The 15,623-nt window shown below is 43.3% G+C and carries 17 protein-coding genes and 1 pseudogene; 11 read left to right on the top strand and 7 right to left on the bottom strand.

Going from position 1 to position 15,623, the window contains the following annotated elements; genetic code table 11:
- Positions 1-9: 9 nt before the first annotated feature.
- Positions 10-1,956 (bottom strand): response regulator, encoded by a 1,947-nt coding sequence (locus SULKU_RS03145; protein WP_013459486.1) that lies wholly within the window; start codon positions 1,954-1,956, stop codon positions 10-12.
- Positions 1,957-2,063: 107 nt separating this feature from the next.
- On the opposite strand from SULKU_RS03145, the gene nth reads away from it, so the two are divergent.
- Positions 2,064-2,711 carry an endonuclease III gene (gene nth / locus SULKU_RS03140; protein WP_013459485.1) on the top strand — a complete coding sequence of 216 codons (648 nt, stop codon included), beginning with the start codon at positions 2,064-2,066 and terminating at the stop codon, positions 2,709-2,711.
- 14 nt (positions 2,712-2,725) lie between these two features.
- Positions 2,726-2,878: pseudogene (locus SULKU_RS15110) on the top strand (hypothetical protein); the annotation flags it as partial.
- 93 nt (positions 2,879-2,971) lie between these two features.
- On the opposite strand, the gene cmoA reads toward SULKU_RS15110, so the two are convergent.
- On the bottom strand, positions 2,972-3,688 hold the full coding sequence (cmoA, locus tag SULKU_RS03130; protein WP_013459483.1) for a carboxy-S-adenosyl-L-methionine synthase CmoA: 717 nt from the start codon (positions 3,686-3,688) through the stop codon (positions 2,972-2,974).
- Between the two features lie 108 nt (positions 3,689-3,796).
- Positions 3,797-5,293, bottom strand: a complete 1,497-nt coding sequence (pyk, locus tag SULKU_RS03125; protein WP_013459482.1) for a pyruvate kinase — start codon at positions 5,291-5,293, stop codon at positions 3,797-3,799.
- 147 nt (positions 5,294-5,440) lie between these two features.
- On the opposite strand from pyk, the gene SULKU_RS03120 reads away from it, so the two are divergent.
- The 9 genes from SULKU_RS03120 to SULKU_RS03080 all read left to right on the top strand — a co-directional run bounded on the left by SULKU_RS03120 (position 5,441) and on the right by SULKU_RS03080 (position 12,111).
- The gene (locus SULKU_RS03120; RefSeq protein WP_013459481.1) at positions 5,441-6,094 is read left to right on the top strand and encodes a hypothetical protein; all 654 of its coding nucleotides are present in this window, start codon (positions 5,441-5,443) and stop codon (positions 6,092-6,094) included.
- A gap of 56 nt (positions 6,095-6,150) precedes the next feature.
- Complete coding sequence (locus tag SULKU_RS03115) at positions 6,151-6,816, top strand: hypothetical protein (protein ID WP_013459480.1); 666 nt, start codon at positions 6,151-6,153, stop codon at positions 6,814-6,816.
- Positions 6,817-7,120: 304 nt separating this feature from the next.
- Complete coding sequence (locus SULKU_RS03110; protein ID WP_041666727.1) at positions 7,121-7,366, top strand: helix-turn-helix domain-containing protein; 246 nt, start codon at positions 7,121-7,123, stop codon at positions 7,364-7,366.
- Positions 7,363-7,596: a hypothetical protein gene (locus tag SULKU_RS03105; RefSeq protein ID WP_013459478.1), complete on the top strand. Its 234-nt coding sequence runs from the start codon at positions 7,363-7,365 to the stop codon at positions 7,594-7,596. The genes SULKU_RS03110 and SULKU_RS03105 overlap by 4 nt, the downstream gene beginning before the upstream one ends.
- Before the next feature lie 106 nt (positions 7,597-7,702).
- Positions 7,703-7,987 carry an HU family DNA-binding protein gene (locus tag SULKU_RS03100; RefSeq protein ID WP_013459477.1) on the top strand — a complete coding sequence of 95 codons (285 nt, stop codon included), beginning with the start codon at positions 7,703-7,705 and terminating at the stop codon, positions 7,985-7,987.
- A 133-nt stretch (positions 7,988-8,120) separates the two neighbouring features.
- On the top strand, positions 8,121-9,578 hold the full coding sequence (locus SULKU_RS03095; RefSeq protein ID WP_013459476.1) for a hypothetical protein: 1,458 nt from the start codon (positions 8,121-8,123) through the stop codon (positions 9,576-9,578).
- Entirely contained in the window at positions 9,578-9,982 is a 405-nt protein-coding gene (gene msrB / locus SULKU_RS03090) for a peptide-methionine (R)-S-oxide reductase MsrB (RefSeq protein WP_013459475.1), read from the top strand. Before SULKU_RS03095 ends, msrB begins: the two co-directional genes overlap by 1 nt.
- On the top strand, positions 9,982-10,515 hold the full coding sequence (locus SULKU_RS03085; protein ID WP_013459474.1) for a peptidylprolyl isomerase: 534 nt from the start codon (positions 9,982-9,984) through the stop codon (positions 10,513-10,515). Before msrB ends, SULKU_RS03085 begins: the two co-directional genes overlap by 1 nt.
- A 114-nt stretch (positions 10,516-10,629) precedes the next feature.
- Positions 10,630-12,111, top strand: a complete 1,482-nt coding sequence (locus SULKU_RS03080; RefSeq protein WP_013459473.1) for an inorganic phosphate transporter — start codon at positions 10,630-10,632, stop codon at positions 12,109-12,111.
- Between the two features lie 13 nt (positions 12,112-12,124).
- Here the strand turns inward: SULKU_RS03080 and SULKU_RS03075 are convergent, their stop codons facing one another.
- From SULKU_RS03075 to SULKU_RS03060, 4 genes are all read right to left on the bottom strand, one after another.
- Complete coding sequence (locus SULKU_RS03075; protein ID WP_013459472.1) at positions 12,125-12,733, bottom strand: class I SAM-dependent methyltransferase; 609 nt, start codon at positions 12,731-12,733, stop codon at positions 12,125-12,127.
- Positions 12,734-12,740: 7 nt separating this feature from the next.
- The gene (gene motB / locus SULKU_RS03070; RefSeq protein WP_013459471.1) at positions 12,741-13,589 is read right to left on the bottom strand and encodes a flagellar motor protein MotB; all 849 of its coding nucleotides are present in this window, start codon (positions 13,587-13,589) and stop codon (positions 12,741-12,743) included.
- Positions 13,590-13,603: 14 nt separating this feature from the next.
- The gene (gene motA / locus SULKU_RS03065) at positions 13,604-14,374 is read right to left on the bottom strand and encodes a flagellar motor stator protein MotA (protein ID WP_013459470.1); all 771 of its coding nucleotides are present in this window, start codon (positions 14,372-14,374) and stop codon (positions 13,604-13,606) included.
- Between the two features lie 95 nt (positions 14,375-14,469).
- A complete protein-coding gene (locus tag SULKU_RS03060) occupies positions 14,470-15,621 on the bottom strand; it encodes a cation:proton antiporter (RefSeq protein ID WP_013459469.1) in 1,152 nt (383 codons plus the stop codon).
- Positions 15,622-15,623: the final 2 nt, after the last annotated feature.

Below are 15,623 nucleotides of genomic sequence, written 5' to 3'. Positions count from 1 at the left end.
CCCAGCCCCTTATACTCTTACGTGCAAATATTTTTGCAGTACATATTCAAGTTTTTCGCGTGTCAGCGGTTTTGAAAGGTAATCATCAAGCCCGCGCTCTAAAATGTATTCCCTGTCCCCTTCCATCGCCAACGCCGTCAACGCAATAATCGGCATATGTCCTATTTTAAATGGCCTCTCCTGTGCTTTAATCTCCTCGGTAGCCAAAATACCGTCTTTTATCGGCATATCAATATCCATAAAAACGATATCAAAGGTTTTCTCACGGCATATTTCAACCGCTTCATCCCCATTTGAAACGGTCACTACCGAGATTCCGTACTCTTTGAGAAGCAATTGGATAAGACGCTGATTGATCAAATTGTCTTCTACCACCAAAGCCGTAATTCCGTGCTGAATGGAGGGGATATCCGCCGGAACCGACGGAGGGAGATCGAAGATCGTCGCTAAATGCCCAAACAATGGTGTCGGGAGCAACGGTTTTAAGAGAAATGTATCTATCAGATGGAGCATTTTTGCCTGAAGATGCTCATTCTCTTCGAGCAGTAACACCGTTTTGCAGGTACGTTTTAGGTCTGAAAGGCTCATCGCCCAATCATGTTTTTCCTGCGAACCGAGAAAATATACCACTTCGGCATCGGCAAAAATCGACTCGTCTACCATTTGCGCTTTGGTCACACTGACTCCGAAGCTGCGAAGATAGTTTGTCAGATGATTGGCCTCTTCAACCCTTTTTTCATCAACCAATACAACTTTAGCATTGTGTCCGTTGATCATCTGCATCGCTTGATCGGAAGAACCTTCCAGAGTGAGTGAAAAACTAAAAGACGATCCCTTTCCCTCTTCACTGGCGATTTTGAGTTCTCCCCCCATCAAAGCAATCAATCCGTGAGAAAGGCTGAGCCCCACCCCCAGACGGTTATCGGCATGATCGCCGGATACAAAGGGGCGCGTAATATTGCTTAGCTCGAACTTGCTGATCCCTTTACCCGTATCTTTGACAGTAAAACCGAGGTTGCAGGTACCGGAGGTATTACGCTTGAGAAGCTTCACTTCAACCGTTATACGTCCCCCTTGATGCGTAAATTTTAACGCATTGTTATAGAGATTATTGATTACCTGTTTGATTTTACGAATATCACCGATGATATAGGTAGGAAGTTTAGGGTCGATAAAAAATAAAACACCGACCCCTTTATCGGCGGCGCTCGAAATGCATCCCCTGGCCAATTCCTCCATTTCGGAAACAATATTGAATTCGCTTTTGCTGACACTCAAACGGCCGTTTTGCATTTGTGCCAAATCCAGAAGATTTTCGATATTGGACATCAAATTTCGGGCTGATCCTTGTATGGAATGAATATATTCGGCCTGCGTGTCATCGGGGGAGGTTTTGGAGAGAAGGTCGACAAAACCTAAAATACCGTTCATCGGCGTACGGAATTCATGCCCGATATTGGCCAGAAATTTGCTTTTTAATTGTTCGGTTTTAACCACTTCGGCTTTTAGGTCAATAAGATTACTTTGATCTTCAAGGCGCAGCAGATACAAGTCTTCACCGCCTTCTTGTATAAGCGTCGAGGTCGCTACCATCGTATGCATTTTTCCGTAAAGGTCAACGATACCGAGTCCGTAACCGCTAGGGCAATGGGTTCGGATATAGTCCAACCAGCTTTTGTCATATTCGGTAAAAACTTCTTCATCCTCATGGTCGAATAGCTCTCGGATACTCTCGTGATTATTCCGCAGCTGTTCAATATTTTGGAGGGGAACCAGATCAAAAAAAGGTTTATTTGCCCCTATCCAGCCATTTTCTTTGCTAAAAAACAAAAGCGGATCGGGATCGGTATCCAACACCTTATAGAAAAAATCTTTGCTTACTGTTTTATCATTCTCACCCGTAAAATGGTGTTTGTTATTTCCAAAAATAGTTTGAATGAACCCCAGTACTCCCAATTTTTCCCCCTAAATAACTTTTTTGCCCATAAATCACTTATTGTAACATAAAATATATCTGAACCATTTTTAAATGCTACAATACGGACAAAAAACGGATTATTTAGATGAAAAAAGCGACTCGGAAAGAGATTGAAGCGATCAAGGTCGCCCTCTTGGAACGGTACTCGGATGCCGTCACGGAGCTGACCTATAGCAATGCGTATGAGCTCGTTATAGCCGTAGCCCTGTCCGCACAATGCACCGACAAACGGGTCAATCTCATCACACCGGCATTATTCAAAGCCTACCCTACCCCCGAAGCTCTCGCACATGCCGATATTGAAGAGGTCAAAGCGCTGATTCAAAGCTGCTCTTTTTTTAACAATAAAGCGATTAATCTTATTGCCATGGCAAAACGGGTTATAGAGGTATACGGCGGAGAAATTCCGATGGATGAAAAAGAGCTCGTCACCTTAGCGGGAGTCGGACAAAAAACGGCTCATGTCGTTCTCATCGAGTACACGCAGGCCAATCTGATGGCGGTGGATACCCATGTCTTTCGGGTTAGCCACCGTTTGGGTCTGAGTGATGACCTCAGCGCCGTTGCTACCGAAGAGACACTGGTGAAAAAGTTTAAAACCAATCTTCATCAGCTTCATCAGGGACTTGTCCTGTTCGGGCGCTACATCTGTACCGCCAAAAACCCAAAATGCGACACGGAGTGTTTTATAAGTGAATTATGTAAAAGTAAGGACGGGTTTAAACCCAGATAAGATACAATATCCGGATGAAAAAATATACTTTATTATTTTTGCTGCCGATTTTTTTTGCGGGGTGTTTTAATGAACGCGGCATTAGTCTGCGCTACTATAACGACTGTGAAGAGTATTATGACGTGCAGGGGTATTATCATAAACGATGCGATAAAAACCTTGCCGACTACTCCGAAATTAAATCAGAAATTACATCAGATGTCAAAAGCATACTCTTTATACCTGATGAAAATCCTGCTAACGGAAGTGTCCGATAACCCTTATTTGATGGCGATAAACGTTGCGAAATTCGCCCATCGAAAAAGAAGTTCGCACGTTTTGAACCCGTTATTCTTTGCCATTTGAATGTTTTCATTCATCGTATAGGGGATGAGGACATTTTCAAGCGCTTCGCGTTTTTGAACAATTTCGTATTCGCTGTACCCCTGCACTTTTTTGAAATCGTAATAGCAGTCAATCAGCTCTTTATTCAATTTCGGATCTTCGCTCACCACTTTTTCGCTGAAAATAAACACGCCCCCCTCATTCAGAGTGTCACTGATTGTACGGATCAAAGAGTCCCGGACCATCGGGCGGATAAACTGCAAGGTGTAATTACTGATCATAACCTGTGCTTTTTCATACGGAAACTGAAGGATATCCCCCTCATACAGTTCAATTCCCGAACCGTATGCCTCTATTTTTTTTCGGGCATGTGCGATCATCGCCGGAGAATTATCGATGCCGATCAGCCGGATATCGTCATTTCTTTCAACGCTCCGTTCGATTTCCAGCAGCAGCGATGCCGTCGAGCACCCCAGATCATAGACTACCCCCCCTTTGCCGAGAGCATTAATCGCAAATCGGCGGGTAAGGGCCTGCGACTCTTTGTAAAAAGGGACGGAACGGACCAGCATATCATCAAATACGGCGGCGACATCGGCATCAAATTCAAACTGTTTGGAAATAGGTTTGGTAAATAGCGTATCGGTTTTCATAAGGGTAATTGTAGCGTAAAGGAGAGAGGTTTTGGGGGGCAAACTTTAAGTGACGAAACAAACACATTTGCCCCTCGCAATGTAAAAAGCAATTTTCAGTCCACTAATTTAAAACAGTGTCGCAACTGCATTCTCATCCGTTTTTTTTGCTTTGCCCGGCTGAGACTTTGTCTCTCCGAAAAAGGTAATCTCGTTCTCACGCAAAATCCGGATAATATTGGTTGTTCCGGGAGTACCGATCGGATACCCGGCCGTAAAAATATAGGTGTTCTTTTTATCGATAATACCCCGTTTTAAACCGCTTTGAATGATATCGGTAAGCATATCTTCAATACGCCCTTTTTTGATCAGATACGCCGGTACGACTCCCCATACGATCGTCAAAAGACGCGCGACCTTCTCTTCGTGCGTCGCCGCATAGATCGTCATTTTCGGACGGTAGCGGGAAAGCTTTTTAGGCGATGCTCCCGAGGCGCTCATTGCTATAATCCCCTCTGCATTCAATGAATCTCCCAACCGTACCGCCGATTCATTGACCCTGTCCATCACATCGTCATATCCGAAATCAAATTTCTCATACGGATAGATTTCCTCAATCGCCTGAATCGTATTGACCATGGTTTCCACGACAAGCACCGGATTATGCCCGACGGCACTCTCTTCCGAGAGCATCACGGCATCGGTACCGTCGAGTACCGCATTGGCGACATCGCTGATCTCCGCTCGGGTTGCAGACTCTTTTTCCGTCATGGACAAAAGCATCTGCGTTGCCGTAATAACCGGTTTGGAATGGGCATTGGCTTTGTCGATCAACATTTTTTGTATGGTCGGAACACGGTAATAAGGGACTTCAATTCCCAAATCGCCGCGTGCTACCATCAGACCGTCCGAGTAGCGCAAAATTTCGTCAATATTCTCTACCGCATCAAATTTCTCAATTTTGGCTATGAGCTGTACCTCTCCGCCGTATGAATGTACCACTTCGCGGGCATTAATCATATCTTGCGCATTTTGGACAAAGGAGATCGCCATAAAATCGACGCCGTTCGCCACACCCCATCCGATATCGAGTCTGTCTTTTTCCGTCAGGATATCGATACCCAGCCGCGTATTCGGAAAATTAATCCCTTTATTCGATGTAAGTTTCCCTTTATTCTCGATCATAGCTTGAACATACTCATCATTGATCTCCACGATACTGGCACGGATAAGGCCGTCGTACAGATAGACGAAATCACCTACTTTCAACATGCGAAGAACACTGCTTTCACTAATAGAGAGCCGATAATGGCTCGGTGCGACCTTTTCCCCTATGCATGCCTCATAATAAAAATCCAGCCGGTCACCGCTCTCCAAACAAAAATCTTCGCTCAATTTTCCGACACGGATTTTCGGCCCGCTGATGTCTTGCATAACCCCGACAATCAGCCCCGTTTTGCGCATCGCAGCACGTATATTGGACAAAACCTGTGCATGGTATTCATGGGTTCCGTGAGAAAAGTTAAGACGAAAAACATTGACGCCCGCGGTGATTAAAGCCGCGAGAGTCTCGACGTTATCAGAAGCGGGACCAACGGTTGCTAAAATTTTGGTTCGTTTTTGCATAAAGTCAACCTGTTATCTAGAATATTTTTGGCAATATAGTAACACACTTTGAGATTATTGGCGAAATCAATCCGTTCAAGAGTTTGGCTATCTCAGCAATTTTAGACTACAATAAAAACCATTCCAGTTTGTCAGGTTTCCCCAAATATGAGCAAAAAAGTAATTTCCACCGATATCGTCCTTGTTGATATCATCGACTTTTCTCTTCTTCCGATGAACGAACAGCTTGAAATCATCTCGTATCTCTCTTTAACCTACAAAAAAATGATATTTAAAATGCTGAAAGCTTCAGCCATACCGATGGATAAAATGTTGCTTGGAATCATCCCTACCGGAGACGGTTTTTATTGTATTCTTCACCCCTCACTGCAAGGATTCGGGCCGATACTTGGGCTTTCATTCATCCATTTTTCAGATTTCATAGCCAAAGAATACGCCTATTTTAAAGGGATCCGTGTTGCGGTCCACACCGGTAACGTTCATCAGTTTGAAGACATTTTGGGACATGAAAATTTTATCGGTGACGGTTTAAACGAGTGCGCACGTTATGTTGCCATTAAAAATCTTGTCGCCAGCACCGTTATCATCTCCGACAAAGCGTATGATTCATTGCAAGAGTTTTTAAACATTCATAAAGACTACCACACCCTTTTGGAAAAATGCGAGTTTCGCCGCAGTTCCCTGCATACATTTCAAGACAAACACAATATTATCCACAGCGGCTATCTGATATGGATGAGACAAGGCGGGATTATCCCTCCTCCGCAACCTTCATGGGTAGTTCAATCCAAAAAACATTAATCGATGCGGATGTTTTTTGGGTAATATAACATCCACACTATCCTGAAGGAGGATGTATGCGTTTTACGATTGATGAATACGCGAAAACCTTTAAAATGTCCAAAGAGATGATCCAAAATAAACTCCGGACCAAACGTTTAAACTATATTATTGAAGGCGGAATAACTTATATCATTGTCCCGAGAAGTTCTCTTGAAGAGGATAAACGGCAAGAACTTACCCAAAAAAAAACAACCGCCTCTTCCACGCCCGCACCGCAAAAAACAACGGTCGGAATGATTATAGCCTTGTATCAAAAAGAGAATCAGCAGCTGAAACTCAAAATCAAAGAACTGGAAGCCAAAATTGACCGGCTTGTATATGACAAAGAGCAAATGCTGATTGCCGAACGTGAACGGATCGAGGATATCTATGCGGCAAAAGACGAACAGCTCAAAAATTTCTTTGAAGTGATTAATACCAAACTTCTTCTCTCACAAGAGAACCGTATCCATGATGTTGATATCTCGTCAACTCCGGAGCAGACTGCCGCTTCATCCCTCTCTAACGGAATCATCGAACTCAAACGTTACCTCAAGTTTATCGGAATGGGCTCAAACGAACGCAAAATCGTCAAACGCCGTTTTGAACTCGCTTACGGGAGTGATGTACGCATCATTCAAAAAGAGGGAGAATTTTACGTCGACCTCTCTAAATACGATTACACCGATTTTCTCTCCTAGGGGGCAATCCCCCTCCTCCGTTTTTCAATCAGCACTTTTTTTACTCTGACCCATCCGACACCCGATCCAACCCTCTAATTCCATAATTTTATTTTTGCGCTTCTTTATTCCACGATTTTTAACGAAATTTTAATACGGTTTTCCGTATATCTAATACATTTTAATTCTTTTAAATGTTGGTATATTTTATGCTTTAACAAATATAGTGTAGTAATTACACTATATATATCTATTTATGCTATTAATTAAGTATATTTTATACGTTTTAATGTTTATTTTAAGAAAAGGATATTACAATGGAGCAATGGAAATGAGTGATCTTTTTAATCTTCTTCATAATGCCGTAGAGGCTGAGCGTAACGGGAAGAAGATATCCCAAAAAGAGATGGCTGCAGAGCTGGGAATTTCTATGCGAACGTATCAAGATTGGCGGTTGGGAAACGCTAAACCTCAGGCAGCCAAAGCAGTTATTGAAATGCTGGGGATGCTTGAAGACGATGAGATCATACGTGTGGTACGAAAAATAAATAAATTAGGGAGCAAAGCATGAGCAGTTTGAGCGAACAAGAACGTATCGGATTAGAAGAGGTATTTTTATCGATCTCCTCAGCACAAAAATGGTCGATTTGGAGTAAAAATTTCTCTGTCAATTTTGATGCGAAAAAATTCGTTTCCCCTCTTATGCTTGCTCATCATTCTAAAAAATGGCTAAAAAACGGCCTTAAAAACCACAAAATAACAAAACTATTCAATAAAATGCAAAAAAGAAGAAAAATTTAAGGCAAGAGATATTAAAGTATTCGCGGCTAAAACACTTTTTCCCTTGTCTGCTCGTGTATAAGGGAGGATTTGAGTGTTATTCGCATATCTAAATTAAGGGTAATAAATGAATAAAGCGCAATTCGTCGAATTGGTCCAAAAAAGCGGTAGTTACAAAACAAAAGTTGAAGCTGAAACAGCTATCAAAGCGTTTACTGAAGCGGTAACTGCAGCGCTCGTTGCAAAAGAAGAGGTTTCCTTGGTAGGATTCGGAAGCTTTACATCTACTCTTCAAAAAGGGAAAAGTGGTAAAGTTCCAGGAACAAGCAAAACTTACAGCACTAAAGACAAAATGGTTCCTAAATTCAAACCGGGCAAAAGTCTTAAAGACAGCGTAGAAGCCGGAAAATAATCCCCCTTAATACGTCGGGGATTTTATCCTCGGCTTATTCTCTTTTTCTTCCATTTTCTTTTTCCATTAATATTTGTTATAATTGTCGCTTAATCCTAATAATGTTTTCAATCTTCTAAATTAGAGGCAATTGGTGTTTTTTTCTTTCTTCAATTCTTTTTTTTCCAAAAGTACCCCCCAGTCTCCTTCTCAAAACGTGTGCGATGACGATTCAGAACAAAAAGAGTTTTTCCGCTTTTTCGCTCGTGAAGAAAACGGATATTTTTATGAAAACTTTAACCTCTTCTATCAAGACACGCACATTTCAATCGATCTGCTGTTCTTTATCCCCTACCGAGGTCTTTTATTCGGAGAAAAACTACAATGGGATGCAGAGACGCTTCAAGGCGCTACCGTTAAACTGCCATCCCAAAAAAACGACGCGGAGCCTTCTACCCGCTTAGGAAGGACCGAAGCGGCTATTCGACATAAACTTGAAGACATCCTTTCATTCGATTCGACCGTGTGCGAACGTTTTATTTGGCTCAGCCGCCTGAGTGAAGATGAATTCGATACTTTGGATTCTTCATTTCATGAACTTCTCCCTAAAGAGCGGCTGATATTCAACGATTCCACCAAAGAATCGATTCACCACAAACTCTGTACATTGGCACCAAAGCTGTCTGAACCCTACCAAAAACAAAGAATAATGGGTTCACTGCAGTCCCATATGCTGTTGGTTCCTACAGAGGAAAAGAGTAACGGTACTTTTTTATCGGACGAACAAAAGAAATTCCTTGAAACCGATTATTCGGATACGGTTACTTCTTTGTTTGGCGAATACCATAGCGGAAAAAGTACGGTTCTTATCCGAAAAGCCCTCCTTTTGCTCCTGAACAAACCAGATGTAAAGATTTTAATCATTACACCTACCCTAATCGGAGGTGAAATCCTCCGTAACGAGTTGGTATCGTTAATCGAATACGGTGCACTCAAAGTCGAACTCGCGTCATTAACTTTTTCTACTCCTGCATATACCCAGAATATAACCGAGTTTGCCGGTTTTCAGTCCGCTTCTGTAGTTATGTGTGATGATGCTTATACTATGGAGAAAGATTTTTTAGATGCGCTGATAGCACATCGGGAAAAACGTTGGCTGCTCCTCTCTTTTCATAATGAATATATCCCGATTAGCGATTCGACACTTATACTGCACAACAACTATCAAAAAAATATCCCTTTTGCAAAAATTCCCGCTTCCGCTGATAATGCCCTCTTGACATTATTGCTGGAGCTTCGAGTACGAATGCAGAGTATTAATGCCGAAGAAATAATGGTTATTCTCCAAGATGATGAACGAATAAACGATTATAAAGAGGCTATTGATGAGTATTTCCGTATCAATGCCCGATTACTAACACCCGAATTCAGTCTGCAATATCAAAATCTCGACGACCTGATCATCACAACGCCTGAAAATGCATATGGACTTCATATGCCGCATATCTATCTTGTTACATCCGATGAAAGCGAACATTACACCTATGCGCTAAGCCGTGCATCAGAAAGTGCGACTATAATCTCTATTTCAAATCCGAAAAGGGGAGACTAATGGCCAAAATTATAAAAAGTGATGAAGAGTGGCGTAATCTTCTTACCAGCGAAGCGTACCACGTCGCCAGAGAGCATGGGACGGAAAGAGCATTTAGCGGAGAATACGCCTCCTTTAAAGGGGACGGAGTCTATCACTGCGTATGCTGCGGAGCACCCCTTTTTGATTCCAGCTCAAAATTCGATTCGGGTACCGGATGGCCGAGTTTTGACCGCCCTATTGCCCCTGAAACACTCGAAGAGAAACGGGATATCAGCCACGGTATGATTCGTGTCGAAGTGCTGTGTGCGGCGTGTGACGCACATCTCGGACATGTTTTCCCCGACGGCCCTAAAAGTACCGGATTGCGCTATTGTATCAATTCGGTTTGTCTTACCTTTACACCACGCACACAGGAGTCTTAATGCGATTATTACTTACCCTTTTGTTGGCGGCGACATTATCTTTTGCCGCTTCCCATCCTAAAGTTCTTCTCCAAACGACACAAGGGGATCTCACCTTGGAACTTTACGAAGATGTTGCCCCTCTAGCGGTTGAAAATTTTACAACTCACGTCAAAAACGGTTACTATAACGGATTAACGTTTCACCGTATCATTAAAAATTTTATGGTTCAGGGCGGGGATCCTACCGGAACGGGTGCCGGAGGCGAGTCGATCTGGAAAAAACCGTTTAAAGATGAGTTCAAATCGGGAGTCGTTTTCGACAAAACGGGAATCTTGGCTATGGCAAATTCCGGTCCAAAAACCAACGGAAGTCAGTTTTTCATCACAACCGCACCGACCCCGTGGCTTAACGGCTATCACACCATCTTCGGGCGTGTCGTAGCGGGAATGGATACACTGAACAAACTTAATAATGTTCAAACCAACGGCCAATACGGCGGTGACAAACCGCTCCAAACCCAAAAAATCATCAAAGCTACTTTACTCCCCTAACCTCTTCTTTGCCCGATAAAGTCTCTTCAAAGAGACAAACGGGCATAATTTTGTAATAATTTCGTAACCAAACAGTAACGGTTTCGTAATACATTCGTAATTATTGGAGTACCAATGTTCTCTCGTGACAATCTCTTTTTCGGCACTGTTTTTGTCCTTATGACCGCCGCATTTATGGTGTGGGGATTTAACTATCTCGAAAACAACTACACTCTTTTCATTTTAGCTACCCTTTTTGGGATTTTCATGGCGTTTAACATCGGCGGTAACGATGTCGCCAACTCATTCGGTACCAGTGTAGGGGCAAAAACCCTCACCGTCAAACAAGCGCTTATGATTGCCGCAATCTTCGAACTCGGCGGAGCTATGCTTGCGGGTGCCGAAGTGACTAACACTATCCGTAAAGGGATCGTCGACATTTCGGCAATGGATTTTGATCCAATGTTGCTCGTATTTGTTATGATGGGTTCACTCCTCTCTGCGGGAACGTGGCTGTTGTATGCGACATTCAAAGGGTATCCTGTCTCCACAACGCATGCCATTATCGGAGGGATTTTAGGGGGCTCAATCGCCCTTGGATACGCTACGATGGAAGTGGGAGAATCTGTATTCGGTCTGGTTCACTGGGATCAAGTCACCAAAATTGCCATCAGCTGGGTCGTTTCACCGATTCTAGGCGGTATGGCGTCGTATGGGATATATTGGTATTTAAAGAAATTTATTCTTGATTACAATGATAATGTCCAAGCCCATATTGATGAGATCAAAGTGCAAGTGACTGCACTTAAAGCCTCTTACAATGAAGCGACCGCAACCTCTGAAGAGAAAGGTCGTTTTGAAGAGCAAATGCATGAGCTCAATCGTCTCAAGAAAAAACAAAACGCTTTCTATGCTCTTCGTACCCATGCGCCGATCGTTGCGGCATTCGGTACGGCGATGATTACCGGTATGCTCTTGTTTAAAGGTCTTAAACACGCAAATTTGGGTCTCAACGATGCCCAAATCTATATGTTGCTTGCGGTGTTGTCCACCCTTATGTACGGTGTCGTCTATGCTATCATCAAAGTCATGCATAAAGATACTCCGCACAAAGCGACAATGCGGGTATTTAGCATGCTCCAAGTCCTTACAGCGTCATCATTCGCATTTAGCCACGGGGCAAACGATATTGCGAATGCCATCGGGCCGTTTGCCGCTATTATCGATATTCTGGCGACAGGTAAAATCAATGCGGAATCCCCTGTCCCGTTTATCGCAATGGCGACCTTTGGAATTGCGCTTGTAGCCGGATTATGGTTCATCGGCAAAGAGGTTATTGACACTGTCGGCAGCCGAATTACTGAAATCTTCCCGGTAACCGGTTTCGCAGCAGAGCTCGGAGCAACGTTGGTTATCTTATTGGCAACCGTGTTAGGGATTCCTGTTTCATCAACCCATATCCTTGTCGGTGCTATTATCGGTATCGGCGTACTCAATCGTGATGCTAACTGGAAATTAATGAAACCGATTGCCATGGCGTGGGTCATTACATTACCGGCAGCTGCAGCTATGGCAGCCCTCTTCTTCTTCGCCCTAAAAGTGACATTCGGCTATTAAGCCGATGCCCCGGTCATTTATAAAAAGCCGCCGTGCAATCGCACTCGTAGTAGTGTCGGCGGATAACGACCCTTGCATTCAACTTCTCCCCCAATGCTTTTATATCGCCTTCTCGCAAATAATTAAACGTTTTAGAATCTTTATCCCCTTCCAAAAAATTAAAAATTATTCCACGCGATGAAGCGTCATAACAACGTTCAATAAATCGGAAAGCGGCATTTCGCGTCAAGATATTCAGTGCACCGCTGCAAAGGTAAAACTCTGCCATAGGGAGGGGATCGTTCAAGATATCGCAGCGGTAAATTGCCTCTTGTTGAGTGCGTTTGATTGCTTCTTCTACCATCATATCAAGGGAATCCAATCCGATGTAGTGCAGAGTATATTTCCCGTTTAATCGGATGTAGTCGTATAAATCGCCGAAACCGCACCCTGCATCGACAATCGATTGGGTATCATACGGCAAAAGTGCCAGCAGCTGATGAAATCGGATCTCTTGGGATTGTTTTGAATGCCATCGCAGGCCTTGAGGGGTATAGCCGTGATCAATAATACCGGTGTGATAGAAACGGTAATTATCGATCCTATTCGACTTTTGTTTTGTAAATTTTTTAAAAATATTCACTCAATGTTTATTTTTGGAGCTTGCTTAAAGCATCCAGGATATTGTTCTGTTTTGCCTGATCCAGCGGTGTGTCGTTCGAAACATACATATAAAATTCTACCCGTCTATTTTTGGCACGGTTCTCTTCTGTGGTATTTTCGGCAACCGGCTTGGCTGCACCGAATCCCGCGGTAGAGAGGCGCTCCGGAGCTACACCGTTTCGGATTAACTCACGCATTACCGTCTCAGCTCTTCGACTGGAGAGTTCGATATTGTCTTTATATCCTGCTCCGGGAGGGAGCGGCTGATTATCGGTATACCCCCGAATAGAGATATCCACTGTCGGTGGAAGTGTATTGATGATATCGGTTACACGTCGCAAGAACAGATGCAACTCTTCATTGTCAATCGTTGCGTTTGCCCCTTTAAAAGGGATAGAAGTCGGAAGTTTTAATAATACACCGTCCATACTCTGATCTAGAGGCCCTGAGCCCATTGAGGCATTTTTTAAATCCTGCTGTATTTTCTGGATGGCTTCCGATGCTGCCTCTGTAGATTTGGTCGGAGGAGCCCCCACCAATAATGAACCGCCGTCTGTGACAGGGGCTGACCCCGCTGCATTGGCGGTTGCATCAGGGGTCGGATTGTTCTCACTTACCATATCCACAACCGGCGTAATTTCCTGAGGGGCAGGAGCATAATCATAAATCTTTACAAACTCTTCTTTGACCGCTTTTATTTTTTCTTTGTTAACCGACGCAATGGCGAAAAGGGCAATAAAAAGAGCCAATAAAAGGCTGAAAAAGTCGGCAGTCGGAACAGCCCATTTCTCTCCTGCCGGACATTCTGGACACTTCTTACATTTATGCTTAGCCATTTATTTAGTCTTCATCAATTAAATTGGCTGTGCTTCTCTTCCGCAGGGGAAAGGAAATTTAGCAATTTTGCTTCGAGCGTACGTGGATTATCACCGTGAACAATACCGATAATCCCTTCCAGCATCAATTTTTGTTCTTTCACAATATGATGTGCTTTTTTAGCCAATTTATTTCCCATAGGTCCGAATAAAACGTATGCACTGAAAATCCCGGTTACGGTCGCCGTAAACGCACCGGCGATACCGGCCGCCATTTCTGCGGGATTATCAAGTTTTTGAAGCGCAAGAATAAGACCCAAAACCGCCCCGACAAGACCCAAAACGGGAGACGTCTCCCCTGCAATAATCCAATAGTGGGCACATCCGTGATAATAATGTTCCGTCTCTTCGATTACCAGTTCCATGGTTTCTACGATCGTATCGACTTCATTGCCGTCAACCGCCATGCTAAGCCCCTGTTTTAAAAACTCACTGTCCAATTGAGCCACTTTTGCTTCCAGAGAGAGAAGGCCGTCACGCCGTGCCATCGTCGAAAGTTCAATAATCTGCTTGATCCGTGCGTGCAAATCGACTTGCGATTTTTTAAAAATGATCGGAACAGCTTTGTAGGCACCTTTTACGTGTTCGGCATCTGTACTTACCATAGCAGCCAGCAACGTCGTCGGCATAATGATAATAAGCGACGTAATGTGGACGACGTGGACGGGATTCCCGCCCTCCATCAAGTCTCCGATAGAGATAGACGCAATCGCCCCTAAGATTCCTAATACAACCGTTAAATCCACGTGACTCCTTCTCCCTTAAGCTTCATCCTTGATAGCACCATCGCACTGATTATTGATTGTATCTTGTTTTTACTGAAATTTAATGATAATTACGTCTACTTTTTATTAAAGAAAATGTATAAAACTTTAATCAGAATCATCAAGAAAATCCCGCTTCCCATGCTGGCTACGATAAATGCATAATATTCATCATGTGTAATAGCGTTAGCACCATAGCCTAATGTGGCGATTGCCACCGTAAATGTCAAAGGCATCGAGTCACTCAGAGAAAAAAGAAGCGTATTTTTCAATCCCAAATAGCCTCCGTAAGCAACCAAAGAACTAAGTAGGCGGATACCAATAATCGCTCCTGCGATAAACAATGCAAGTTCTAAAATTTTAACATCGACAAACGCCTCAAGCGAGAGTGTTGAGCCGACGTGAATGAAAAATATCGGTACTAAAAATCCGAATCCGAATGAGGAGAGTTTTTCTGGAAGTTCGGTTTTGTGTTTAAAATAGGTAGCAATAAACATCCCCGCCAAAAACGCCCCCAAAACGACATCGATTTTAAGATAAAGCATCACGGCAACCATAATAAACATCAAAGCCATGGAAAAACGGATATCCTGATCCTTACTATCATCATGGGGCATAATAAGCGTTTTAAGTCCGGGATACCACCAGAATAATATACGCATCCCTCGAAAAAAGAGGACGAACCCTATCAAAAATAAAAAAAGTCCCCCGAGGGTAAAGGCAAATTCGCGGTTATACCCGTATTCCAAACCTCCGCTGAGGATAGTCAGAGCGATAATGCTGACCAGCTCGCCGATAATTCCGATATTGAGTGCAAGTGCAAGCCACGGCTGATTTTTACCGTATTCTTTGACCAATGCCATAAGCATCCCCAACGAAAAAATCGGAAATGCCACTAAATAGACGGCACTAAGATCAAAATAGACGAATAGAGTCAAAGAACACGCATAAAGCATCATAAAATAGATTACCGTGCGACGCAGCAAAGAGGATTTCGCGAATCCGAACTCTTTGAGGTTGACCTCCATTCCCGCCAAGAACATCAGATACAAGAATCCCACTTTGGCAATAATTTTAAAGAGTTCGTTTTCAACCAAAAAGCCGAAATATCCCGCTAAACTTCCGAGTAAAATCTCAACAACAACAACTGGTATTTTCGTGATACGAGACAAAAACGGCGAGAGCAATACCAAAAGCGAAAGGGTAATAATAACGACACTGTTGCTCATAA

It is taken from the genome of Sulfuricurvum kujiense DSM 16994 (assembly GCF_000183725.1).
GTDB lineage: Bacteria > Campylobacterota > Campylobacteria > Campylobacterales > Sulfurimonadaceae > Sulfuricurvum > Sulfuricurvum kujiense.
This window is presented reverse-complemented; position numbering and strand designations above follow the sequence as displayed.